Origin of the sequence: Actinomadura sp. SCN-SB (assembly GCF_043906805.1) — a bacterium.
Classification (GTDB): Bacteria; Actinomycetota; Actinomycetes; order Streptosporangiales; family Streptosporangiaceae; genus Spirillospora.
This window is the reverse complement of record NZ_JBIMPP010000013.1, coordinates 58,024-82,963: the sequence shown is the minus strand read 5'-3', so window position 1 is coordinate 82,963 and position 24,940 is coordinate 58,024. Positions and strand designations below refer to the sequence as shown.

Sequence of the window (24,940 nt, the reverse complement as noted above, 5' to 3'; positions counted from 1 at the left end):
GCCCGCCGGCGGGCCATGGCGTCAGGCCATGATCAACGGTGCTCGATGGCGTCGGCGATGAGGTTCAGGCCGATGCCGAGCATCCAGAAGTCCTTGAAGATGGGGACGCCGGACTGCGTCGGGAAGATGCTGCCCGGCTTGCGCAGGCCGGGCGCCCGCAGGTAAAGGCCGACCAGGCCACCGGAGAAGCCGGTCAGCGCGGCGCCCGCGACGGCCGAGGGGACGAACGGCGCCAGCACCACCGACCCCACCACGATCTCCGTGATCGACAGCAGCCGCAGGAACCGGGCCGGCGGCACCTTCTCCAGGAACGGGAACGCGCCGACGGCCATGCCGTGGTATCCCTGTGCGGCCTCCTCCGCGGCTCCCCACTTCTCCAGCCCGGAGTTCAGGATGAACGCGCCGGTGGTGACCCGGCCCGGCACGTGCCGCGGCCTGATGGACAGACGCATGGGACCAACCCTCCCCCTCGTATGCGGTCGATCCGCCCCCCATACCCGTGGTGAGCGGCCGAACCGGTTCCGCCGCAGGTCGTCAGCTCGCCGCGGGCAGCATCCCGTGCGGGTCGATCACGTACTTCCGGGCCGCGCCCCGGTCGAACTCCTCATAGCCCTCGGGCGCCCGCTCCAGCGGGATGACGGTCGCGTTGACGTTCTTCGCGATCTCCACCCTGTCGTGCAGGATCGCCATCATGAGCTGCCGGTTGTAGCGCATGACCGGGCATTGGCCGGTGGTGAACGTGAGGGACTTGGCCCAGCCGAGCCCGATCTGGATCCCCAGCGTGCCCTCTCGGGCGTGCTCGTCGGGGGCGCCGGGGTCGCCGGTGACGTACAGGCCGGGGATGCCCACGGCGCCCGCCGCCCGGGTGATCCCCATCACCGAGTTCAGGACGGTCGCGGGCTGCTCCACCGTGGACTGCCGGCCGTGCCCGCGCGCCTCGAAGCCCACGCAGTCGACGGCGGCGTCCACCTCGGGAACGCCGAGGATCTGCTCGATCTGATCGGCCACGTCGGCGTGCTCCGACAGGTCGACGGTCTCGCAGCCGAAGCTGCGGGCCTGGGCCAGCCGGTCGGCGTTCAGGTCGCCCACGATCACCACGGCCGCGCCGAGCAGGAAGCAGGCGGTGGCGCAGGCCAGGCCGACCGGCCCGGCGCCCGCCACGTACACGGTCGACCCGGTGGTGACGCCCGCGGTGTAGGCGCCGTGGTAGCCGGTCGGGAAGATGTCCGACAGCATGGTCAGGTCGCGCATCTTCGCCATGATCGTGTCCCGGTCGGCCGGGATCTTCAGGGCGTTGAAGTCGGCCCAGGGCACGACGGCGTAGTCGGCCTGGCCGCCGTGCCAGCCGCCCATGTCGACGTAGCCGTAGGCGGCGCCGGCCCTGGCCGGGTTGACGTTCAGGCAGACCCCGGTGTTGCGCTCCTTGCAGTTGCGGCAGCGCCCGCACGCGATGTTGAACGGCACGCTGACGATGTCGCCCTCCTTGATGAACTCCACGTCCCGGCCCGTCTCGACCACCTCTCCGGTGATCTCGTGACCGAGGGTGAGCCCGCGCGGGGCGGTGGTCCGGCCGCGCACCATGTGCTGGTCGGACCCGCAGATGTTGGTGGCGACGGTCTTCAGGATCACCCCGTGCTCCAGCTTGCGCCCGTTCTGCTCGGGCAGCTCCAGCTTCGGATAGGGCAACTCCTGGACCTCCACGTTGTTCGGTCCCATGAAGACGACGCCTCGGTTGTTCGCCATGGCCGACCTTTCCGCCCATCGTTAGGATCTCGGTCGGCGCATGCCCGGCCGCGCGCACGTCAACACCGGCGACACGTGATCATCGGGTAAACGATTGGCGGTGAGGGGGCGGCCGCCGCTTCGCGCGGCGGGACGTGGCCGCGCGTGAACCGCCGGTGGCGGGACGAACGTACGAGGTTCTAGACCCCGACCGAGCCATGTACCGCCGCGGAGGACGCCCTGACCACCGAGAATCTCCTTGGGAGCGAGTCCCGCGAGGACGCCCCGGCCACCGCCCTCAAGGATCCCGGCACCGATGGCACGACGGCCGAGCGCACGACCGAGGACACCGCCGAGGGCACGGCACAGGACGCGGAGCGTCCCGCCCGCTCCCGGCGCGGCACCGTCGTCAGGCGCGCCCTCACCGTCCTGGCCTCGCTGCCCGTGCTGTTCGTGCTGGTCGTCCCCGACGACCTCGGCCACGTCACCCCCGCGGCGTTCCTGCGGATCCCGGCGGACGCCGTCCTGGCCGCCGGCCTCCTCCTGATCCCGCGGTGGCGGCCACGGCGCGTGGTGGGCACAGTGGTAGGCACAGCGGCGGGCACGGCGCTCGGCCTGCTGGCCATCCTGAAGATCTTCGACCTGGGGTTCGGCGGGGTGCTGGCGCGGCCCTTCGACCCGGTGCACGACTGGAGCCTGCTCGGCGCGGGCCTGGACTTCGTGAAGAGCTCGTACGGCACGGCGGGCCGGGTCGGCGTCGTGGTGCTGGTCGTGCTGCTCGCCGCCGGGATGATCGCCGTCATGACGCTGTCGGTACGGCGCCTGGCGGGGGTCGCGCTCCGGCACGGGAGCGCCGCGACCGGCGCCGTGGGCGTGCTGGGCGCGCTCTGGGCCGTCTGCGCGCTGCTCGGGGCGCAGATCGTCCCGGGCGTGCCGGTCGCGACGGGCGGCGCCGCCCAGCTCGCCTACGACCAGGGGCACCGGGTGTACGAGGGTCTGCGCGACCGGGCGGCGTTCGCCAAGGAGGCACGCGTCGACCGGTTCCGCGGCGTCCCCGGCGACCGGTTGCTGACCGGGCTGCGCGGCAAGGACGTGGTCGTCGCGTTCATCGAGAGCTACGGGCGCAGCGCCGTCGAGGACCCCGAGTACGCCCCCGGAGTCGGCGGGGTGCTCGATGAGGGGACCCGCAGGCTGCGCGCGGCCGGGTACGGTTCGCGCAGCGCGTGGCTCACCTCCTCCACGGCGGGCGGCGGAAGCTGGCTCGCGCACGCGACGCTGTTGTCGGGACTCTGGATCGACAACCCGCGGCGCTACAGCGACCTGGTCGCCAGTGACCGCTTCACCCTGAACGCCGCCTTCCACCGCGCGGACTGGCGCACGGTCGCCGTCATGCCGGGCATCACCCGCGCCTGGCCCGAGGGGCGCTTCTACGGCTTCGACCGCGTGTACGGCGCGTCCGACCTCGGATACCGCGGCCCGCGGTTCAGCTACGCCACCATGCCCGACCAGTACACCCTGGCGGCGTTCGAGCGCCTCGAACGCGACCGGCGTGGCCGCGCGCCCGTCATGGCGACGATCCCGCTGGTGTCCAGCCACGCCCCGTGGGCGTCGATCCCGAGCCTCATCGACTGGAACGCGGTCGGGGACGGCTCGGCGTTCAACGGCATGGGCAAGGGCTACAACGCGGCCTGGCCGTCGCGCGACAAGATGCGCGGCGAGTACCGGCGTTCCATCGAGTACTCGCTGAACGCCCTCATCGGCTACGTGGAGAGGCACGGCGACGAGAACCTGGTGCTGGTGTTCCTCGGCGACCACCAGCCCGCCCCGCTGATCACCGGCGCGGGCGCGAGCCACGACGTGCCGATCACGATCGTGGCCAAGGACCGGGCCGTGCTGGACAGGATCTCCGGCTGGGGCTGGCAGGACGGCCTCAAGCCCGCCCCGGACTCCCCCGTCTGGCGGATGAACGACTTCCGCGACAGGTTCCTGACCGCCTTCGGACGGCAGGACGCCCAGTAGCGGGCACGGGCAGGCCCCGGCCGGCGGCTCATAGGCGGGCGTGGGCGTGGCCGGACCGGCGCGTGTTGCAGGATGAGAGGATGCGCGCACGCCCGATCTCGCCCGGCCTCGTCGTGGAGGAGCTGTGCGAGCGCATCGCGGCGGCCTCGCCCGGCCAATGGCTGCGGGTCGCGGTGGACGGCGCCCCGCCCGCCGGCCCCGGCCGCCTCGCCGACTCCCTGGTCGAGCCGGTGCGCGCCCGGGGACGGGACGTCCTGCGGGTGTCGGCGCGCGACTTCCTGCGCCCGGCCTCGCTCAGGTACGAGTTCGGACGGTACGACCCCGATGTCTTCTACGACGCATGGCTCGACGAGAACGGCCTCGTCCGTGAGGTCCTGGGACCGCTGGAGCCCGGCGGCACGGGGAAGGTGCTGCCCAGCCTGTGGGACAGCGTCCGCGACAGGGCGACCCGGGCCCGCTACGTGACCCTTCCCGCGGGCGGCGTGCTGCTGCTGGACGGGTCGCTGCTCCTCGGCCGCGGCCTCCCGTTCGACCTGACCGTCCATCTGAGCATGTCCCCCGCCGCCCTGGCCCGCCGCACGCCCGACGACGAACGCTGGACGCTGCCCGCCTACACCCGTTACGAGAACGAGGCGCGTCCCACCGCGCGGGCCGACATGGCGATCAAGATGGACGACCCCGGCCACCCGGCCCTGATCCTCGCCGCGGACTGACCCGCCCTCAGTGGGCCGCGGTGTTCCAGTCCGGGCCGATGCCGGTGGCGACCTCCAGGCCGACGGAGATCGGGTAGGCGGTGGCCATCCGGTCGTGGACCAGCTCGCGCACCGCGTCGCCCTCGCCGGGCGCCACCTCCAGCACCAGCTCGTCGTGGACCTGGAGCAGCAGCCGGCTGCGGAGCCCCGCCTCGGCGAGCGCCGCGTCCACCCGGAGCATCGCGATCTTGACGATGTCGGCGGCCGAGCCCTGGATGGGGGCGTTCAGCGCCATCCGCTCGGCGGTCTCGCGGCGCTGCCGGTTCTCGCTGGTCAGGTGCGGAAGGTAGCGGCGGCGGCCGAGGATCGTGCGCGTGTAGCCGGTGTGGCGGGCCTCCTGGACGGTGTGGTCGAGGTAGTCGCGGACGCCGCCGAGGCGCTCGAAGTAGGCGTCCATCAGCGGGCGCGCCTCGCCCACGGCGATGCCCAGCTGCCGGGCGAGCCCGAACGCCGACAGGCCGTAGGCGAGCCCGTACGACATCGCCTTGATCTTGCGGCGCTGGTCGGCGGTGACGGCGCCCGGCGCGACCCCGAAGACCCGCGCGGCCATGGTGGTGTGCAGGTCCTCGCCGGAGGCGAACGCGGCGATGAGCGTCGGGTCCTGGGAGAGGTGGGCCATGACGCGCAGTTCGAGCTGGCCGTAGTCGGCGGTCAGCAGCGACTCGTAGCCCTCCCCCGGCACGAACGCCCGCCGGATCCGCCGCCCCTCCTCGGTGCGGATCGGGATCACCTGGAGGTTGGGCTCGGTGGAGGTGAGGCGCCCGGTGGCCGCGACGGTCTGCTGGAACGTGGTGTGCACCCGGCCGTCCGCGCCGATCTCCCGGAGCAGCCCGGCCACGGTCATCCGCAGCCTGGACTGGTCGCGATGGCGCAGCAGGATCTCCGGGAGCCCGTTGTCGGTCTGGGTGGCGAGCCAGGTCAGCGCGTCCACGTCGGTCGAGTATCCGGACTTGATCTTCTTGGTCTTGGGCAGGCCCAGCTCTCCGAACAGCACTTCCTGCACCTGCTTGGTGGAGCCCGGGTTGAACGGGTGCCCGGCGATCGCGGCGGCCTCTTCCGCGGCCCGTTCCATCTCGCCCTCGAAGTGCCGTTCCAGCTCGCGCAGCAGCGGCGCGTCCACGCACACCCCGGCGCGTTCCATCCGGGCCAGCAGATCGGCCAGCGGCAGCTCGACGTCGTTCAGGACGTCCTCCATGCCGGTGCCGTCCAGCTCGGCGGTGAACCTGTCGGCCAGCTCCAGGACGGCCCGCGCCTGCAACATGCACCCCGCGGCCCCTTCGCCGGGCGGGCGCCGCCCGAGGTAACGGGAGGCCAGGTCGGGGATGCCGTACGCGGCGAGGCCGGGCAGCAGCAGGTAGGCCGCGACCGCCGTGTCGGTGGCGACGCCGTCAAGGCGCCACCCGCGCTCCCCGAACACGCGCAGCAGCGACTTCACATCGTGCAGGGCCTTGGGACGCCCCGGGTCGGCGAGCCACGCGGTGAACGCGCGCTCGTCGGACTCGGTCATCCTCGCGGGCTCGAAGCACGCGGCGAATCCGTCGGCGGTGGCCAGGGCGATGCGGGCGATGTCGCCCTCACCCCGCGCCCAGGTCCATTCGGCGGCCAGCGCGACGGGGATCGCGGCGGCGCCGGCCCCCGCCGGGAAGGCCCGCGTCCGGAACCACTCGGGAAGCTCGCCCGGCCCCAGCTCGCGGCCCTTCAGCGGCTCGCCCTTGATCCCCGCGCGCTCGGGCGCGGAAGGGGCCGCTCCCCCGCCCGGATCAGCGGCGAACAGCCGCTGCCGGATGCTGGCGTTGCGGAACTCCAGGTCGTCCAGCAGCGAGCTGAACGTCCGCAGGTCGTAGGGGCGGCGCCGCAGATCGTCCAGGCTCACCGGCAGGTCGACGTCGCGCACCAGCTCGGTCAGCCGCCGGTTCAGCCGCACCGTGCCGGCGGCGGCCCGCAGCCTCTCGCCGGCCTTGCCCTTCACCTGGTCGGCCGAGTCGAGCAGTGCGGCGAGCGAGCCGTGCTCGCGGATCCACTTGGCCGCGGTCTTCTCCCCGATGCCGGGGATGCTCGGCAGGTTGTCGGACGGATCGCCGCGCAGCGCCGCGAAGTCGGGGTACTGCGCGGGGGTGAGCCCGTACTTCTCCTCGACCCGCTGGGGCGTGTAGCGGATCAGCTCCGAGGCCGTCCGGTAGAAGTACAGGACCGTGACCTGGGGGCCGACCAGTTGCAGCACGTCCCGGTCGCCGGTCATGATCAGCACCTCGTGACCCGCCGGCACGGCCCGCGTGGCGAGGGTGGCGATGATGTCGTCGGCCTCGTACCCCGGGACCCGCAGCGTGGTGATGCCCACGGCGGCCAGCAGCTCGTCGAGGATCTTCAGCTGGTCGCCGAAGCCCTCCGGCGACCGCGCCCTGGTGGCCTTGTACTCGGGGAACGCCTCGGTGCGGAACGTCTGCCTGGACACGTCGAAGGCGACCGCGGCGTGCGTCGGCCGCTCGTCGCGCAGCACGTTCGCCAGCATGTTGGCGAAGCCGTAGATCACGTTGGTGGGCTGGCCGCCGGTGGTGCTGAAGTTCTCCACGGGGAGCGCGTGGTAGGCCCGGTAGGCCAGCGAGTGTCCGTCGAGGAGGAGCAGCCGGGGCCTTTCGGTCATGGCCACATCTTCGCAGGTCCCACCGACAGTCCGCGGTGCTCCCGGATCCCGGTTGTGTCGTTCGACCTACTCTGTGTGACATGCCGCCCCTATCATGACCGGTGATTCGCCTGGGCGCGGCGGCGCGAGCGGGGTCGCGCCCGCGTGCCGTCACGCCGCTCGCGCGAGTCGGAGATGCGATGAGTTCCCCCCACGCCACGTACCGGGCGATCGTCTGCGTCGACATCGAGGGCTTCACCCGTCCCGACCGCCGCGACCCCGACCAGATGCGGATGCGGAAGGGGATGTACGCGGCGCTGGAGCGCGCCTTCGCCGCGTCCGACGTCCCCGCCGCCTACCACGAGGACCGCGGGGACGGGGGGTTCTTCCTCGTCCCGGTGGACGGCCCGCAGGCCCGGCTGGTGGAGCCGCTGCCGTTCGAGCTGGCCGCCGAGCTGGGCCGCTACAACCGGTCGGCGGACGCGCGCTGCCGCATCAGGCTCCGGGTGGCGCTGCACGCGGGGTACGTGCGGCACGACACCGAGGGCGTCGTCGGAACCGAGCTCAACCTGGTGTTCCGGCTACTGGACGCGCCCGCCCTGCGGGAGGAGCTGCGGACGGCGACCGGCGACCTGGCGTTCATCAGCTCCGCCGAGTTCCACCGCTCGGTCATCCAGCAGCGGCGCGGCTACCTGCCGGGCGACTACCGGCGGGTCCAGGTCGTGGTGAAGGCGACCGACTGCGAGGCGTGGATCTGCATGTGCCCGGCGCAGATCGGGGCGGGCCGGGACTACGGGGAGAGGATCGGCGCGGTCGAGGAGCGCCTCGCCGAGGTGGAGGAGACCCTGGCCGAGGCACGGCGGGTGCGGGCGAAGACAGTCCGGGCGATCTGCTCCCCCGTGCCCGAGGTGCCCGATCCGACCGCCGTGCTGCGCGACCGCCTCGCCTCGCTGGACGAGGCGCGCCTGAACCGCCTCTGGAAGGACGTCCCCGTGCGTCTCGCCGAGGCCGAGGGCGCCTCCGAGACCGCCCTCGGCGAGGCCCGGGAGGCTTTGCGCGCGGTCAAGGCGCCGATGCGTCACCACAAGGAGCTGCGGGGCAGGCTGACCTCGTACGAGGCGATGGCCCACGATCTGGGCCGCGCCGAGGACAAGCATCTGGACCGGCTCCGGGAACGGGTCCGGGACCTGCTCAAGGCGAAGCCATGCGACCTGGTGGAGGCCGAGGCGGCACTGGAGCGCTACGTCAGCGGCTTGCACGGAGGCGGCCGATGAACGAATGCACCCGTTGCGGCCAAGGCACCATCACCAACGGCTTCTGCGACTACTGCGGGTTCGCGCCGCCACCGCTCACCGACCGTGGAGGCTCGGGCGGGTACGGCACCGGGACGCCGCGTCCGGCCGTGCCGGCACCGCAACCGGAGTCCCCGGCTCCGGCACCGCTGCGTTTCGCGCGTTACGGCCCGCTGGAGATGGCCGGGGTGGACTCCGTCCCGTACCAGGACCCGAAGAGGCTCAAGCTCACCCCGACCTCGGGCGAGGGCGCGCGGCTGCGGCCGGGCGAGCTGGTCGGCGGGCAGTACCGCGTCGAGGGCTGCCTGGGGCGCGGCGGGATGGGCTGGGTCTACCTGGCCTACGACAACAACGTGGGCCACTGGGTGGCGCTGAAGGGCCTGCGCGGGACCGACCCCGACGTCGCGGACGTCCCGGAGGCCGAGCGCGCCGCGCTCGCCGCGGTGAACTACCCGAACATCGTGAAGATCCACAACTTCGTCCAGCATCCCGCGCCGGAGCCCGGCACCGGCCCCGCGGACGTCCAGCGCTACATCGTGATGGAGTACGTCGGCGGACGCACCTTGCAGGCCCTGCTGAACGAGAGGCGCAGGGCGGACAAGGACGCGGTGCTCCCCGTCGAGCACGTCATCGCCTACGGGATCGAGATGCTGCGGGCGCTGGCCTACCTGCACTCCCAGGGGCTGCTGTACTGCGACCTCAAGCCGTCGAACGTCATGCAGTGCGAGCGGCGGCTCACCCTGATCGACCTGGGCGGCGCGCAGCCGATGGACGGCACCGCGCACGGTGTCGGGACGCCCAGGTTCATGGCGCCCGAGGTGGCGATCCGCGGCGAGCAGCCGTCGATCCGCTCGGACCTGTACACGGTGGGCCGCACCATGGCCATGCTCAGCCTGCCGCCGGGGCCCATGCAGGACGCCGAGTACGGCCTGCCGGAGCGCGAGTCGGCGCCGCTGCTGGAGCGGTTCGACTCCTACCACCGGCTGCTGCGGCGCGCCACCGCCGACGACCCGGCGGATCGGTTCGCCGACGCGGCCGAGATGGAGGAGCAGCTGTTCGGGGTGCTGCGCGAGGCCGTGTCGGCGCCCCGCAACTCCGAGCCCTGGCCGGTGCCGTCCACCCTGTTCGGACGGGAACGGGCGGTGGTCGGCGCGGGCATCATCGCGACCGGCGCGGCGGCGCCCGCGCCCGCGCCGCTCACGCCCAGGTCGGCGGTGACCGCGCTGCCCGTGCCCGTGGTGTCCGGGTCGGACGGGGCGCCCGGCCTGCCGGACCTGGCCGGGCACGAGCCGCGGGAGATCGTCGAGAAGCTGACGGCGCCGCGCGGCCCGCGGATCTCCTCGCTGGAGGAACGGCTCGTCCTGGCGGGGGCGTACCTCGACCTGGGTCGCCAGGCGGAGGCGGAGGCGCTGCTCGCCCTGCTCGGCGAGAGCCCGCACAAGGACTGGCGTGTCGACTGGTACCGGGCGGTCGCCACCCTGGCGGCGGGACGGCACCGGGCCGCAGGGCGGATGTTCGATTACCTCTACACGCGGATGCCGGGCGAGGCCGCGCCCAAGCTGGCGCTGGCGTTCTGCCGCGAGGACGCCGGTGACTTCGCCGGGGCGGCCCGGCACTACGAGAGTGTGTGGCGCACCGACCACGGCTACCTCAGCGCGGCCTTCGGCTTGGCCCGCGTCCGCCTGGCCATGGGCGACCGGGACGGCGCGGTGCGCGCCCTGGACGAGGTGCCGTCGCTGTCCCGGCACTACGGCGCCGCGCAGTTGGCGGCCATGGCGGCGGGCCTGCGCGGGCGCCCGTCCTCGGACCTGTCCAGGGAGGCGCTGCTGGCGGCGGCCCGGCGGCTCGGCCACTCCCGCATCGACGGCGTGCTGCGCAGGCGGCTGGAGGCCGAGGTGCTGGAAGGCGGGCTCGCCTGGATCCAGACCGGCCAGGACGAGCATCCCGACACGGACCTGATCGGCACCAAGCTGACCCTGCGCAGCCTGCGGCGCAGGCTGGAACGCACCTACCGCGAGCTTGCCTGGCTCGCCACCGACACCGACGCCAAGCACGCGCTGGTGGACAAGGCCAACGCGGTACGGCCCATGACCCTCCTGTGAAGGCGGCATGCAGACGATGAGCGGACCGTCCGGCGACCCTCCCGAGCTCACGATCGAGATCCATCAGAACCCGTATCTCGCCGTGGCCGAGACGGAGGTCCACGCCATCGCGAAGGTCCGGGCGATGGGCGACGCCTCGGCCATCCGCGGCGCCCCGCGCCCCGCCGCCGAGGTCATCATCGTCGACACCTCCGGGTCGATGCTGGGCGCGCGGCTGGTGGCGGCCAAGCGCGCGGCGCGGGCGGCCGTGGACGCGCTGCGGCCGGGCGTCGACTTCGCCGTGATCGCGGGCGCCGCGGACGCGGCGATGGTGTACCCCCGCGACCGGCTGCTGGCCCGGTTCACCGAGACGACCAGGCGGGACGCGCATCTGGCGATCTCCCGGCTGTCGGCGGGCGGCGGCACCAGGATCGGCCGCTGGCTGAGCCTGGCCGCGGAGCTGTTCGCCGAGGACGACCACCCGATCAGGCACGCCGTGCTGCTGACCGACGGCAAGAACGAGCACGAGACCCCCGAGGATCTGGACGCCGCGCTGGACCGCTGCGCCGGCCGGTTCGTGTGCGACAGCCGCGGGGTGGGCGCCGACTGGGAGCCCGCGGAGCTGCGCCGGGTGTCGGCCCGGCTGCTCGGCCGGTTCGGCATGGTCGCCGACCCCGGGGACCTGGCCGCCGACTTCGCCGAGATGATCGAGCAGGCGATGGGCAAGGCGGTCGCCGACGTGACGCTGCGGGTGTGGACGCCGCACAACGCCACGCTGCGTTTCTTCAAGCAGGTGTACCCGGCGCTGCGCGATCTGGCCGGTGGCTGGGCCGAGACGGGCTCGAACGCCCCCGGGCCGAAGACCGCCGAGTTCCCGACCGGCATCTGGGGCGTGGAGGACCGCGAGTACCACCTGTGCGTGACGGTGCCGCCCGGCGAGCCGGACCAGACCATGCTGGCCGCCCGCGTCTCCGCGGTGCTGCCCGGAGAGCCGCCGGACCGGCCGCGGGCCACCGGTCAGGTGCTGGCCACCTGGACCGGCGACGAGGCGCTGTCGTCCCTGCACGACCCGTCGGTCGTGCACTACCGGAAGCTGGAGGAGCTGGCGGACGCCTCGCAGCGGCTGCTCAGGTCGCACGAGGCGGGCGACGCGAGGGCCGCGGCGGTGGCGCACTCGCGGGCGCGCAGGCTGGCGGCGGAGACCGGCAGCGAGGAGATCTCGATCCGGCTGGACCGGTTCGCCGACCCGGAGAGCGGGATCCTCAAGCCGCCCGGCCAGGTCCGCAGGGCCGACATCGTCGGCCTCGACACCCATTCGAGCGAGTCCATGCGCCCGCCGCCGGAGCAACCGTCCTGGCGCGAGGGCGGGGCCGAGGGCTGAGCGTGGCGTCCAAGGTGGTGCGGCTCCCCCGGGTCCTGCGGCTGCCCGGGGGCACGCGGATCTCCCGCGCGCTCCGGCTCTTCCGCGTCGGCACCACGCCGGGGCGCGTGCGGGCGCTGACCGCGCTCGTGCTGCTCTCGCTCACCGCCCTGTGCTCCGTCATCGGCCTCGGCATCGCGGACGCGCGCGAGGCGCTGCGGGCCGTCGGGCACGACGAGGGCCCGATGGTCGTCGCGACCGGCGACGTCGCCCTGGCGCTCAGCGACATGGACGCGCAGGTCGCCAACGTGCTGATGACGGGCGACGAGGAGGGCTGGCTGTGCGAGCCCGGCGGGGACGGCGGCGACTGCCGGCGCAACCCGCCCCGCTACTACTACGACCTGCGCCGCGAGGACGCCCAGCGCGCCATGCTCCAGGCGGCGCGGCTGGCCGAGGACGACCCCGTCCGGCTGCGCACCGTCCAGGCGGTGCTGGACGGGCTGCACCAGTACGACCGGCGGGTGCAGGCCGCCATGGAGCTGGGCAGCCGCAGCGAGCACGCCTACGGGGCGCTCCCGGCGAGCGCGGCGGCGGAGTACCGGGCGGCGACCGCGCTGATGACCCAGGACCTGCTGCCGAAGGCCGGCAACCTCACGCTGGACGGAGCGGCGATCGTCGACTCCACCTACAAGGAGGAGCGCTCGGCCATCCGGTGGGAACGGGGCAGGGTGATCGCCCTGGGCACCGCGGGGATCCTGGCGCTGGTGACGTTGCAGATCTACCTGGCGGTGCGGTTCCGGCGGCTGGTCAGCCCGCTGCTGGCGGCGGCGACGGTGGCGCTGGCCGGGCTGGCGGTGGTGGGCGGGTCCGCACTGGCCACCGAGGCGGACCGGCTGCGCGTGGCCAAGGAGGACGGCTTCGATCCCGTGCTCGCGCTGTCCCGCATGCAGTCGCTGGCCAAGAGCCTGGACGCCGACCGCAACCGCGCCCTGCTGGACCCGGGTGAGGCCGACCGCTACGACCAGACGTACCTGGAGAAGTCCCAGGCGATCCTCTACATCGCCGGAGTGAGCGACCTGGAGGAATACTACACGCAACTGGAGCAGCGGCTCGCGCGCTATGCCCGCGACCCGCGGGCGATCGGCTTCGGCGGCTTCTACGGAGCCCGCGCGCGGAGGGTCGCGACGCCCGCCGAGCATCGGGTGCTCGTCCGGCTGCTGTCGTACTACCGGGCGTACCAGAGGAACGACCGGGCCGTCCGGCGGCTGGCCGCCGCCGAGCGCGCCGACCAGGCGGCGAGGACACATCTGGATCCCGGCCTGACCCATCTGCCGCATCCCGCGTTCCGGCAGCACGACCAGGAACTGGACGCCACCTCCGGGCGCCACCGGGTCGTGACCGAGCGGACCGTGCGCGGTGGCGAGTCGGCGCTGGCGGTCTGGAGGTGGGCGCTGCCCGTGTCCGCCCTGGTGATCGCCGCGCTGCTGGTCGCCGGGGTGTGGCCGCGCCTGCGCGAGTACCTGGGCACGCCTCCCACGGGCGGAGAGGAGCACGGCTGACATGTGCGGGAGACAGCGGGCGGCGCGCGCCGCGTGGAACGCCGTCGCCCTGGCCGTCCTGGTCACGGTGGCGGTCGTGGTGGCCCTGCCCGGCCACCCGCCCGGCCGGATGACGGCGGGCTCGTCGATCCTGGACGCCGACTCGCTGGTGATCGGGGTCAAGCCGGACCAGCCCGGACTGGGCCTGCGCCTGCCCGACGGCACGTTCAGGGGCTTCGACGTCGACGTCGCCGGGTACGTCGCCGGACGGCTCGGGGTGCCGCCCGACCGCGTCAGGTTCCATCCGACGCCGTCCAGCGAGCGGGAGGCGGTGCTGCGGAACGGCGTCGTCGACCTGGTGTTCGCCACCTACTCGATCACGCCCGAGCGGCAGCAGCTGGTCACCTTCGCCGGGCCGTACTACGTCGCGCGCCAGGACATCCTCGTCCGCGGCGCCGAGACCGAGATCGCGTCCGTCCAGGACCTGGAGGGCAGGCGGCTCTGCGCGGTCGACGGGTCGCATTCGTGGCGGCGGGTCACCGAGGAGCGCGGGGTGGACGCCCGGCTGGTGCCGTCCCCGTCCTACAGCGCGTGCGTCGATCTGCTGGTCAAGGGGCAGGTCGACGCGGTCTCCACCGACGACCTGATCCTGGCGGGGTTCGTCGGCCCCGACCGCACGGACGTCAAGATGGTCAACGCCCCCTTCACCAGCGAGCGGTACGGGGTGGGCCTGAGGAAGGGCGATGTGAAGGGCTGCCAGAGGGTCAACCGGATCCTCACCGAGATGTACCAGAGCGGCGCCGCCGAGACCCTGCTCCAGCAGCGGTTCGGTTCGGTGGACCTGGAGGTCGTCACCACCGTTCCCGAGTTCGTCGGCTGCTCCTGAGCCGCCGGGCGCGAAGGGCCGTGCCGGGCGGTCTCAGCCGGTGGGCACCCATTTCGGGGCGGTCCCGAACCAGTTCGCGTACGCCCTGGCGTACCGGCCGTTGCGCGCCGCGTCCGCGAGGGCCGCGTTGACCTGCCGGGCCAGCGCCTTGTTGCCGGGACGGATGCCGAACACCACGTTCTCCATCGGGCCGAGTTCCGCGCCGATGCGCAGCCTGCCGTCCCGCACGCGCCTGTTCACCAGGTACAGGGCCAGGCCGCCGTCGACCACGGCCGCGTCCAACCGGCCGCTCAGCAGCATGTACTCGATGATCGCCCGCTCGGTCCTCTGCACCAGGATGGGCGTGCCTCCCTGGGCGTTGTGCCGCTTGATCGCCTCGTCGCCCACGACGTCGCCCTCGATGACGCCGACGCGCTTGCCGGCGAGGGACGCCAGCGAGGTGTGGCGCGCCCCGGCGCCGGTGAGGATGGCCGGTCCGCGCCGCAGGTACGGGGCGCTGGGCAGGAACAGCTTCCTGGTGTAGGCGTTGTCCGGGAAGGCGCCGGCGGCCAGGTCGCACCGGCCCTGCCTCATCGCCGTCCCCTGCACCAGGTCGAGCGACTGGACGGGCGTCACCAGCGGGGTGACCCCGAGCCGCTCGGCCACCAGGATCAGCAGGTCGACGTCGAAGCCCTCCGCGGTGCCCCCGCCCTGCCGCCCGGGAACGGTCGTGCCGCCCTTCGGCGCGATGTACGGGGATCCCGCGAAGCCCTCGCAGATCGTCAGCCGTCCGGGGCGGACGAGCGGCACCTTGGTGCCGGACGGCATCTTCTCCATCGGTCCCGTCACGGGCGGCAGGCGCGGAGAGGCGGGCACGGACGACGCCGACGTGGCTTTGGCTCCGGCGTCGCCGCCACCGTCGTTCCGGAAGGTTTTGGGGACGAGGCATCCGGAGAGGCCCAGCGCCGCCACGGCCACCACCGCCGCCACGGCCGCGGGCCGGACGCCCCAGAGTCGATCGATCATGCGCCAATGCTGCCAGGGGCCGGTTCCGGTCCGGGATGGATCACCTATTCGGCATGAATCGCGCACTCAGAGCTCTCATCCGGGTGCTCATCTTGTGGACAGGCGCTCGGCGAGGGTCGCCGCGGCCTCGATGACCAGCCGCCCGTACTCGGGGTAGAGGTCCGCGGTCATCCGCATGGACGGGACGGAGACGCTGATCGCGGCCACCGGCCTGCCGTCCCGGCCCAGCACCGGCGCCGCGACCGCCGCGATGTCGTCGCGCCACTCGCCGCCGTTGGTCGAGTACCCGCGTTCGCGGATCAGCGCCAGTTCCGCGCGCAACCTGCCGGGGTCGGTGATGGTGGTGGCGGTGTGCCGGACCAGTCCGCCCGTCAGGTGCCGTTCGATCACCTCGGGCGGGCTGTGCGCGAGGATCGCCTTGCCGTTGGCGGAGGCGTGCACTGGAAGCGTTTTGCCGAGCGGCAGGATGATCCGCAGCACCTTGGGCGTCTCCAGCCGTTCGATCAGCACGGCGCTGTCGCCTTCGGGCACCGCCAGGTGGATGGTCTCCTCGGTGGTCCGGCGCAGGTCCTCCATCACCGGCACGGCCGCGTCGCGCAGGCTCAGCTCGCCGGTGGCGTGCCGTCCCACGTGCAGCGCCTTGGCGGTCAGCACCCAGCGGGTGACCTCGCCTCCCGCCGGGCGGATCCAGCCCGCGGTGGCGAGCGTGCGCAGCGCCCGCTGGACGGTGCTCTTGGGCAGGTCCAGGACGCGGGACAGCTCCCCCACGCCGACCGGCTGCCGGACCGCCACCTCCTCCAGGATCCGGAGGGTGTTCACCACGTTCTGCACGCGCCCTCCCAGACAGGATTCCGCCGGACGGCGGCACGCATTGACGGCATCCAACGACGAATTTACTCTCCCTGTACCTCTGTACGGAACGTGTGCCGTGTCACGGTACGGCATCGGTGAGCGGAGAGGCGGAGAAGCGTGGCCGGTGGGCGGCATCACCTTCAGATCCCCGGACCGACCAACGTCCCCGATCGAGTGCTGCGGGCCATCGCGGCGCCGACCATCGACCATCGCGGGCCCGCGTTCGCCGCCTTGGCCCTCGACCTGCTGGAGCGGCTGAAACCGGTGTTCGGCACCGGCGGCCCGGTGATCATCTATCCGTCCTCGGGCACCGGCGCGTGGGAGGCCGCGCTGGTCAACACCCTCTCCCCGGGTGACCGCGTGCTGGCCTGCGAGACCGGGCACTTCGCCACGCTGTGGCGGGACATGGCCGAGCGGCTGGGGCTGCCGGTGGAGTTCCTGCCCGGGGACTGGCGGCACGGCGCCGACCCGGACGCCATCGCCGAACGGCTCGCCGCCGACCCCGCGCACGAGATCAAGGCGGTCATGGTCGTCCACAACGAGACCTCGACCGGGGTGCGCAGCCGCGTCCCGGAGGTGCGCGCGGCCCTCGACCGGGCCGGTCATCCGGCGCTGCTGCTGGTCGACACGATCTCGTCGCTGGGCTCGATGGACTACCGGCACGACGCATGGGGCGCGGACGTCACGGTCGGCTGCTCGCAGAAGGGGCTGATGCTGCCGCCGGGGCTGGGCCTGAACGCCGTGAGCGAGAAGGCCCTGGAGGCGTCACGGTCCGCGCGGCTCCCCCGCTCGTACTGGGACTGGGAGCCGATCCTGGCCGCCAACCGGGACGGCTTCTACCCCTACACGCCGCCCACGAACCTGCTGTACGGGCTGCGCGAGGCGCTGACGATGCTCGAAGAGGAGGGGCTGCCCGCGGTGTTCGCCCGGCATGACCGGCACGCCGAGGCGACGCGTGCGGCGGTGCGCGCGTGGGGCCTGGAGGTGCTGTGCGCCGACCCCCGCGAGTACTCCAGCTCGCTGACCGCCGTGCTGCTGCCGGAGCCCCACGACGCCGACAAGGTCCGCCGGATCATCCTGGAACGCTTCGACATGTCGCTCGGCACCGGGCTCGGGAGGCTCGCCGGGCGGGTCTTCCGGATCGGCCATCTCGGGCGGTTCGACGACCTGTCGCTGGCCGGGACGCTGGCGGGGGTCGAGCTGGGCCTCGCCGCCGCGGGCGTCCCGATCGAGCGCGGCGGCGTGACGGCCGCGCTGTCCGTCCTGGAGCGGGCATGACGGCCCCCGCGGACTCCCCGGCTCCCGAGGAGATCCGCGCGGCGCTCGCGCCCGTCCTGGAGGGCTCGGTACGGATCGACGACTACACCCGCCACCTGTACTCGGCCGACGCCAGCATGTACGCGATCGAGCCGCTCGCGGTCGCGTTCCCCCGGCACGCCGCGGACATCGCCGCGATCGTGGAGACCGCGGGGGCGCTGGGCGTCCCCGTCCTGCCGCGCGGCGGCGGCACGAGCCTGGCCGGGCAGACGGTCGGGCGGGCCATCGTGTTCGACTGCTCCCGGCACCTGAACCGGATCGTGGAGATCGACCCGGGGTCGCGGCGCGCCGTCGTCCAGCCGGGGGTCGTGCAGGACCAGCTCAACCGGGCCGCGGCGGCGCACGGGCTGGTGTTCGGCCCGGACACCTCCACCAGCGACCGCGCCACCCTCGGCGGGATGATCGGCAACAATTCCGCAGGCAGCCACTCGGTGCTGTACGGGTCGACGATCGACCACGTGGAGCGGCTGGAGGTCGTCCTGTCCGACGCCTCGCGGGCGCGGCTCGAACCGGTCGCGCTGGACGAGGCGCGCGCCCGTGGACGCGCCCGCGGCGGCCTCGAAGGGCGCATCTACCGGGTGCTGCCCGGCCTGCTGGAGCGGGCCGCCAAGCCGGACGGGTTCCCGCCGTACTGGCGGCACTCGGGCGGGTACCGGCTCGACCGGGCGTGGGACGGCACCCGCCTCGACCCGGCGAAGCTCATCGTCGGGTCGGAGGGCACCCTCGCCGTCGTGACCGAGGCCGAGGTGCGGCTGGTGGAGCGGCCCAAGGCGCGGGCGATCGCGGTCGGGCACTTCACGTCCACCCCGGCGGCGATCGCCGCGACCGGGGACGCGCTGGCCCTGAACGCCGCGTCCGTCGAGCTGATGGACGACACGATCCTGCGGCTGTCCCGGCAGCGGGTCGAGTACGCGGGCCTGTCGGGGATCCTGGAGGGCGAGCCGCGCGCCCTGCTGTTCGTGGAGTTCTTCGGCGACGACGACGGCGAGGTCGCCGCGCGGGTCGAGAGGCTGGCGGCGGCGTGGGAGCGCGGCGGGCACGGCTACCACACGCTCCGCGCGCTGACGCCCGGGACGCAGGCGGCCGTGCGGAAGGTGCGCAGGGCCGGGCTCGGGCTGCTGATGGCGTCCAGCACGGGCACCCGCAGGCCGCTGGCGTTCGTCGAGGACACCGCCGTCCCGCCCGACCGGCTCGAACCCTACGTCCGCGAGTTCGCGGACGTGCTGGACCGGCACGGGCTGCACGCCGGGTTCTACGGGCACTGCTCGGTCGGCTGCCTGCACATCCGCCCGTTCGTGGACGTGCGGGAACCCGGCCAGGTCGAGACGATGCGCGCGGTCGCCGGGGAGATCTCCGAGCTGGTCGCCCGGTACGGCGGGGTCAACTCCAGCGAGCACGGCGACGGCCTGGCCCGCTCGGAGTTCAACCGGCGGCTGTTCGGCGCGGACCGGTACGAGGCGATGCGGGCGGTCAAGCGGCTGTTCGACCCCGAGGGGCGGCTGAATCCCGGCAAGGTCGTCGACGCCCCGCCGATGACCGGCAACCTGCGCGACCGCGCGCTGCCCGCCGCCGTCCCGCTGGCCACCCGGCTCGCCTTCCCCGCGGGCGGGATGCGGGACGCCGCCGACCGCTGCCAGAACATCGGCGCCTGCCGCAAGGACGCGACCGGGGTGATGTGCCCCTCCTACATGGCCACCCGCGAGGAGGAGCACTCCACGCGCGGGCGCGCCAACGCGCTGGTCAAGGCGCTGTCCCAGCCGGACCCGAAGGCCGCGCTCGGGGACGAGCGGCTGCACGAGGTGCTGGACCTGTGCCTGGAGTGCAAGGCGTGCAAGTCCGAATGCCCGCTGGGCGTCGACATGGCCTCGCTCAAGAGCGAGGCGCTGTACCACTACCACGCCGCGCACGGCACGCCGCTGCGCGCCCGCGCGTTCGGGTCGATCCGGCGGCTCAACAGGCTCGGCGCGCTGCTCGCCCCGCTGTCCAACCTGGCGGGACGGGCGGGCGCCGCGCGCGCCGTCCTGGACCGGGGGCTCGGCATCAGCCGGCACCGCCCGCTGCCCGCGTTCCGCCGCGACACCCTGCCGCGCTGGTTCGCGCGGCGGCCCGCACCCGAAGGCCCGTTCCCGCGAGGGGAGGTGATCCTGCTCGCCGACTCCTTCACCGCCTACACCGGCCCCGGCACCGGACGCGCCGCCGTCGAGCTGCTCGAACGCGCGGGCTGGCGGGTGCGGCTGACCGGGGGCCGCGCCTGCTGCGGACGACCCGCGCTGTCCAAGGGCCTGCTGGACCGCGCCCGCGAGCAGGCCGCCGCGATGCTGGACGCGCTGACGCCCGCGGCGGCCGCCGGCGTCCCCATCGCGGGCGTCGAACCGTCCTGCCTGCTCACGCTGCGGGACGAGTACGCCGCGCTGCTCCCCGGCGACGACCGTGTCGGCGTCGTGTCGGGCGCGGCGCGGCTCGTCCAGGACCTGCTCGTCGAGGCCGTCGACGACGGCTCCCTGCGCCTCGATCCGGACGCGGAACCCGCCGGCCGGAGGATCCTCTTCCACGGCCACTGCCACGAGAAGGCCGTCACCGGCACCGCGTCCACCCGTGCCCTGCTCGAACGCATCCCCGGCGCCGACGTCCACGAGCTGGACGCCGGGTGCTGCGGGATGGCCGGCTCGTTCGGGTTCGAGTCCGAGCACTACGACCTGTCCATGCGGATCGGAGGGCTGCGGCTGTTCCCCGCCGTGGCCGCCGAGCCCCCGGAGACCCTGATCGCCGCGACCGGCGTGTCCTGCCGCCAGCAGATCGAGCACGGCTGCGGCCGCGCCGCCGCCCATCCCGTCGAGCTCGTGCACCGCGCGCTCGCCCCGCCCTGATCCGCCCTACCGCCATTCGGGGGAGAACGGAGACGCCCCACCGTGTCACCCGAACTGATATCGATCCTCGCCTTGGTGGCGATGTTCGTCATCGCCACCGTCCTGCCCATCAATCTGGGCGCGCTGGCCCTGGCCGGCGCGTTCCTCGTCGGGACGCTGGTCGCGGAGATGTCCGAGGACGACATCGTCGGCGCCTTCCCCGGCGGCCTGTTCGCGATCCTGGTCGGCGTCACGTACCTGTTCGCGATCGCCACCAACAACGGGACCATCGACTGGGTCGTCCGCGCGTCCGTGCGGGCGGTGCGCGGCAGGATCGTCGCCATCCCCATCGTGATGTTCCTGCTCGCCGCCCTCTTCACGGCCATCGGCGCGCCCGCCCCGGCGGTCGCCGCGATTCTCGCGCCCATCGCCTTCGGGTTCGCCGCCGAGTACGGCATCAACGCCATGCTGATCGGCGTCCTGGTCGCGCACGGCACCAACGCGGGGGCGTTCTCCCCCATCAGCGTGCTGGGCGGCATCGTCAACGGCGTCCTGGACGAGGCCGGGCTGGAGGGCAACGATCTCGCGCTGTTCCTCGGCAGCCTGGTGTTCAACGTGGTCTGCGGCGCGATCGCCTTCGTGATCTTCGGCGGTTTCGCCCTCGTGCACCAGCGCCGCATCCAGCCCACGGACGGAGCGGACGGCGGGACGGCCGTGTCCGTACCCGGCGGCGGGAAGCCCGCGTCCGGAGTCGACCCGTCCAGGGAAGGCGTGACCGACACCGGCGCCGACACCGGCACCAGCACCGACGGCAGGGCGGCGACCACCGCCACCAAGACCGGCAAGGAGCCCGCGGGGACGGGCGGGCCGGAGTCCGCCCCGGCGCGCGACCTGCGGCTGACGCCCCACCAGATCCTCACCCTCACCGGGATCCTCGTCCTCTGCGTCGCCACCCTGGCGTTCGAGCTGGACGTGGGCCTGGTCGCCATCACCATCGCCGTCGTCCTGGCGATCACCTCGCCGAAGGCGCACAAGGGCGCGGTGGAGAAGATCGCCTGGCCGACCGTGCTGCTGATCGGCGGGGTGGTCACCTATGTCGGGGTGATGGAGGAGATGGGCACCATCGACTACGTCGGCGACGCGGTGGCGGGCATCGGCGCCCCGCTGCTGGCCGGGCTGCTGATCTGCTACGTCGGCGGCGTGGTGTCGGCGTTCGCCTCCACGGTCGGGATCCTGGGCGCGCTGATCCCGCTGGCCGTGCCGTTCCTGCAGACCGGGGAGATCGGCGTGGTCGGCGTGATCGTGGCGCTGGCGATCTCCTCGTCGATCGTGGACATCAGCCCGTTCTCCACCACCGGCGCGCTGCTGGTCGCCAACGTGCGCGGCATGGCGCGCGAGGTCTTCTACCGCAGGCTGCTGGTCTACGGCGCGGGGATCGTCGTCCTCGCCCCGACCGCCGCCTGGCTCTTCCTCATCGCCCCCGGCTGGCTCGACTGAGACCGGGCGCGCCGGCCCCGCGCGATGCGGGGCCGGCGCGCCCTCCCGCCCCCACGGGGTCAGAGGAGGACGCGGACGGGATCGCGGAGGAGCCCGACGAACGTCCGCATCCAGTCGGCCGCGGCGGTGACCTCGATGACACGGGGATCGACGGAGAGCGTCACCTTCATGACCTGGGCCGGCTTCACACGTCCCTTTCTCACGACCGGCTCCTCGTGGACGGCGCCGACCGCCAGGACCGCCGGACGGGAGGGCGACACGGCCGCGTCGACCTCCTCCGTCCCGTACGAGCCCAGATCGATCACGGTGAGGGAGCCGCCGCCCGTCTCGTCCGCGCGCAGTTCGTCCGCACGTGCCGAGAGGTCGCGGAGCGCGGCGGCGAGGGCGGACAGCGGCATCCCGTCGGCGCCCTTCAGCACGGGCGTCACCAGGCCGCGGGCGGTGGGGATCGCGACGGCCACGTCCATGTCCATGTTCACGTCCGGCTCGGCGGACGGGTTCATCGCACGGGTGAGGCGGTGCGCGCGGGCGGCGGCCCTGACCAGCAGATCGTCCAGCGAGATCCGCTCCGGCTCGCCGTCGTCGTTCAGCCGGTCGCGCAACTTCAGCAACCGGCGGACCCGCACCGTGGCCCGCACGGAGATCTGCGGGCCGCCCGTGCGTGCAGGGGCGGTGGCGGGCACAGCGGGCACAGAGGTAGGCACAGGGGCACGGAGCGCGGCCCGCACGTCACGGCCGATGATGCGGCCGCCCGGACCCGTCCCGGTGAGGTCGTCGATGCGCAGGCCCGCCTCCCGCGCCAGGCGGCGGGCATTCGGGCTGGCGAAGACGCGCGCGGCCATGTCAGTACGCCGTCATCTCGGCGAGCTTGGCCCTGACCTCCTCGGCCCCGGCGATCGCCGCGCGTTCCAGCACCTTGCTGATGCTCGGGGACGCCTCGCCCCCGGTCACCCGCTGCACCGGCTGGTCGAGCCAGTCGAAGAGGCGGCGCTGGAGCTCGTCGGCCAGCCAGCCGCCGTAGGAGGCGCCCACCGGCCCCTGCTCGGCGATCAGGACGTTGTTGGTCTTGCGGACGCTGGCGCCGATCGTCTCCCAGTCCACGCCGGCGCGGTCCAGCCAGCGCAGGTCGATCACCTCGGCGTCCACCTCGTCCGCGACCTGCAGCACGATGGGCGTCATCGCCAGATAGGTCAGGACGGTCACCCGTGACCCCGTCCGTCTGACGGCGGCGCGGCCGATGGGGATGCAGTAGTCCAGGTCGTCCACGGGGCCGGGGCCCGTGGAGGTGTACAGGTCCACGTGTTCGAGGACGACCACCGGGTCCTCGCAGCGCAGCGCGCTGTTCATCATCCCGACGTAGTCGAACGGCGTGGTGGGGGCGGCGATCCGCCAGCCGGGGGCGGTGGCGAAGATCCCCGCCGGGTCCATGGAGTGCTGCGAGCCGTACCCGGTGCCCATGGCGACCTTGCTGCGCAGCACGAGCGGCACGCCGTCCTCGCCGCCGAACATGTGCCGGGCCTTGCCGATCTGGTTGAAGATCTGGTCGGCCGCGACCCACATGAAGTCGGCGTACATCAGCTCCACGACGGGCCGGTACCGGCCGTCCAGCGCCATGCCTCCGGCGAGCCCGGTGAACGCGTTCTCGCTGATGGGCGTGCCCAGGACGCGGTCGGGGTGGGCGGCGGCGAGGCCGCGGGTGGCGCCGTTGGTGCCGCCGTTGAGCCGGTGCACGTCCTCGCCCAGCACGATGATCCGGTCGTCGGTGGCCATCCGCCGCGCCATCACGCCCGACACGGCGTCGATGAACTTCTGCTCGGCCAGCGCCCCGGTGAACGTCTCGCGCTCGGCGAACCGCGCCCCCTCGAACTCGCTCAGGTCGCCGCGCACGCCGACATGCGCGAAGTCCGGCGAGGGCCACTCCGCGGCCTTGATCCGGCGGCGTCCCGGGCGCTCGCCCGGGATCTGTTCGACCAGCTCGTCGCCGATCTCCGCCATCAGCGCCCGCGCCCGTCCGATGAACGCCTCGCCGTCCTCGCGCGCCAGGACGCCGCGCCGGGCCAGGTGCCCGCGCACCCGCTCGATCGGGTCGCGCGCCCGCCACTCGCGCTCCTCCTCCTTGCTGCGGTAGCCGAACGCGCTGCCGGGGAAGGGGCCGTTCTGGTGGAAGTAGCGGTACACGTCCGCCTCGATCACCGCCGGGCCGTGGCCGCCGCGCAGGTGCGCCAGGGCCTCCTCCATGGCCAGGTGGACGGCCAGGGGGTCCATCCCGTCCACCTTCCAGCTGGGGATGCCGAAGCCCGGGCCGCGCCCGGACAGCCGCGGCTCGCCCGTGGCCTCCCGGACGCTGGTGGAGACGGCGTACTGGTTGTTCTCGATGAAGAAGCACAGCGGCAGCCGCCAGGCGGCGGCGAGGTTGAACGTCTCCAGCGTCGACCCGATGTTGGCGGCGCCGTCCCCGAAGTAGGTGACCGCCACGTTGTCGGTCCCGGCCCGTTGGTGCGCCCAGGCCGAACCGGCTGCCAGCGGCACCCCGCCGCCGACGATGGCGTTGGTGCCGATCGCGCCCGCCTCCGGCCACCGCAGATGCATGGAGCCGCCGCGCCCGTGCGAGAACCCGCGGTCCAGCCCGCAGATCTCGGCGAGCGTCCTCAGCAGGACGGCGCGCACCTCGGGGGAGAACTCGCGTGCCGGGTCGATGCCCTTGGGCTCGACATGGGCGAGGGCCTTGGCGAGGAACTGGTGATGCCCCCGGTGCGAGCCGTTCACGGTGTCCTGGCTGGTGAGGGGAAGGATCGAGCCGACCGCCCCGCCCTCCTGCCCGATGCTGGAGTGCGCCGGGCCGTGGACGAGCCCGTTCTTGGCGAGGTCGAGGACGTACTCCTCGAACGTCCTGATGAGGACCAGGTGCGCGAGCATCGAGGTGAGCAGTGACGGATCGGCCACGTCCCAGTCGGAGTCGGTCGCGCCGATCTCCACCCAGGGCGCGTGAGGATCGAGCCGCTGATGCCGGGGCATGGCCGCTCCCGCGTTTCGCTGTGGTGCAATCGTTTGTAGTGCTTTCAGCGTGACATGCGCTGGATCCAAAATCCAGACCGATCGGGAGCCTGGACCGGTGGTGAGCGGCTGCATACGATACCTGGATCCAATACGGTT

17 protein-coding genes are annotated in these 24,940 nt (G+C 73.3%); 10 read left to right on the top strand and 7 right to left on the bottom strand.

The window, feature by feature from the left end; translation table 11 throughout:
* Nucleotides 1–32: 32 nt before the first annotated feature.
* Together ACGWYJ_RS11435 and fdhA are read right to left on the bottom strand one after the other, a co-directional pair.
* Nucleotides 33–452, bottom strand: coding sequence for a hypothetical protein (locus ACGWYJ_RS11435; protein ID WP_395105864.1), 420 nt, complete (start codon nt 450–452; stop codon nt 33–35).
* 82 nt (nt 453–534) lie between these two features.
* Entirely contained in the window at nt 535–1,743 is a 1,209-nt protein-coding gene (gene fdhA, locus ACGWYJ_RS11430; protein WP_395105863.1) for a formaldehyde dehydrogenase, glutathione-independent, read from the bottom strand.
* A 423-nt stretch (nt 1,744–2,166) separates the two neighbouring features.
* On the opposite strand from fdhA, the gene ACGWYJ_RS11425 reads away from it, so the two are divergent.
* Nucleotides 2,167–3,741, top strand: a complete 1,575-nt coding sequence (locus tag ACGWYJ_RS11425) for a sulfatase (RefSeq protein ID WP_395105862.1) — start codon at nt 2,167–2,169, stop codon at nt 3,739–3,741.
* A gap of 80 nt (nt 3,742–3,821) precedes the next feature.
* Entirely contained in the window at nt 3,822–4,454 is a 633-nt protein-coding gene (locus ACGWYJ_RS11420; RefSeq protein ID WP_395105861.1) for a uridine kinase, read from the top strand.
* Between the two features lie 7 nt (nt 4,455–4,461).
* Here the strand turns inward: ACGWYJ_RS11420 and polA are convergent, their stop codons facing one another.
* Nucleotides 4,462–7,134, bottom strand: a complete 2,673-nt coding sequence (gene polA, locus ACGWYJ_RS11415; protein ID WP_395105860.1) for a DNA polymerase I — start codon at nt 7,132–7,134, stop codon at nt 4,462–4,464.
* Nucleotides 7,135–7,313: 179 nt separating this feature from the next.
* On the opposite strand from polA, the gene ACGWYJ_RS11410 reads away from it, so the two are divergent.
* From ACGWYJ_RS11410 to ACGWYJ_RS11390, 5 genes are read left to right on the top strand one after another with little or no spacing between them, the layout of a single operon-like run.
* Nucleotides 7,314–8,387, top strand: coding sequence for a hypothetical protein (locus ACGWYJ_RS11410; RefSeq protein ID WP_395105859.1), 1,074 nt, complete (start codon nt 7,314–7,316; stop codon nt 8,385–8,387).
* Nucleotides 8,384–10,507 carry a tetratricopeptide repeat protein gene (locus ACGWYJ_RS11405; protein WP_395105858.1) on the top strand — a complete coding sequence of 708 codons (2,124 nt, stop codon included), beginning with the start codon at nt 8,384–8,386 and terminating at the stop codon, nt 10,505–10,507. Before ACGWYJ_RS11410 ends, ACGWYJ_RS11405 begins: the two co-directional genes overlap by 4 nt.
* Nucleotides 10,508–10,514: 7 nt before the next feature.
* Nucleotides 10,515–11,867: a VWA domain-containing protein gene (locus ACGWYJ_RS11400; protein WP_395105857.1), complete on the top strand. Its 1,353-nt coding sequence runs from the start codon at nt 10,515–10,517 to the stop codon at nt 11,865–11,867.
* Between the two features lie 2 nt (nt 11,868–11,869).
* Complete coding sequence (locus ACGWYJ_RS11395; RefSeq protein WP_395105856.1) at nt 11,870–13,405, top strand: hypothetical protein; 1,536 nt, start codon at nt 11,870–11,872, stop codon at nt 13,403–13,405.
* A 1-nt stretch (nt 13,406) separates the two neighbouring features.
* Nucleotides 13,407–14,270 (top strand): glutamate ABC transporter substrate-binding protein, encoded by an 864-nt coding sequence (locus tag ACGWYJ_RS11390; protein ID WP_395105855.1) that lies wholly within the window; start codon nt 13,407–13,409, stop codon nt 14,268–14,270.
* A gap of 33 nt (nt 14,271–14,303) precedes the next feature.
* Here ACGWYJ_RS11390 and ACGWYJ_RS11385 read toward each other — a convergent pair whose 3' ends face one another.
* Both ACGWYJ_RS11385 and ACGWYJ_RS11380 read right to left on the bottom strand, forming a co-directional pair.
* Complete coding sequence (locus ACGWYJ_RS11385) at nt 14,304–15,275, bottom strand: substrate-binding periplasmic protein (RefSeq protein ID WP_395105854.1); 972 nt, start codon at nt 15,273–15,275, stop codon at nt 14,304–14,306.
* Between the two features lie 87 nt (nt 15,276–15,362).
* Complete coding sequence (locus ACGWYJ_RS11380; RefSeq protein WP_395105853.1) at nt 15,363–16,106, bottom strand: IclR family transcriptional regulator; 744 nt, start codon at nt 16,104–16,106, stop codon at nt 15,363–15,365.
* 138 nt (nt 16,107–16,244) lie between these two features.
* Here ACGWYJ_RS11380 and ACGWYJ_RS11375 point away from each other — a divergent pair, with 138 nt between their 5' ends.
* From ACGWYJ_RS11375 to ACGWYJ_RS11365, 3 genes are read left to right on the top strand one after another with little or no spacing between them, the layout of a single operon-like run.
* Complete coding sequence (locus tag ACGWYJ_RS11375) at nt 16,245–17,405, top strand: pyridoxal-phosphate-dependent aminotransferase family protein (protein WP_395105852.1); 1,161 nt, start codon at nt 16,245–16,247, stop codon at nt 17,403–17,405.
* Nucleotides 17,402–20,311 (top strand): FAD-binding and (Fe-S)-binding domain-containing protein, encoded by a 2,910-nt coding sequence (locus ACGWYJ_RS11370; protein WP_395105851.1) that lies wholly within the window; start codon nt 17,402–17,404, stop codon nt 20,309–20,311. Before ACGWYJ_RS11375 ends, ACGWYJ_RS11370 begins: the two co-directional genes overlap by 4 nt.
* Nucleotides 20,312–20,353: 42 nt before the next feature.
* A complete protein-coding gene (locus tag ACGWYJ_RS11365) occupies nt 20,354–21,787 on the top strand; it encodes an SLC13 family permease (protein ID WP_395105850.1) in 1,434 nt (477 codons plus the stop codon).
* A gap of 59 nt (nt 21,788–21,846) precedes the next feature.
* Here ACGWYJ_RS11365 and ACGWYJ_RS11360 read toward each other — a convergent pair whose 3' ends face one another.
* Both ACGWYJ_RS11360 and ACGWYJ_RS11355 read right to left on the bottom strand, forming a co-directional pair.
* The gene (locus tag ACGWYJ_RS11360; RefSeq protein ID WP_395105849.1) at nt 21,847–22,629 is read right to left on the bottom strand and encodes a 2-oxo acid dehydrogenase subunit E2; all 783 of its coding nucleotides are present in this window, start codon (nt 22,627–22,629) and stop codon (nt 21,847–21,849) included.
* 1 nt (nt 22,630) lies between these two features.
* A complete protein-coding gene (locus ACGWYJ_RS11355; protein WP_395105848.1) occupies nt 22,631–24,802 on the bottom strand; it encodes a thiamine pyrophosphate-dependent enzyme in 2,172 nt (723 codons plus the stop codon).
* Nucleotides 24,803–24,940: the final 138 nt, after the last annotated feature.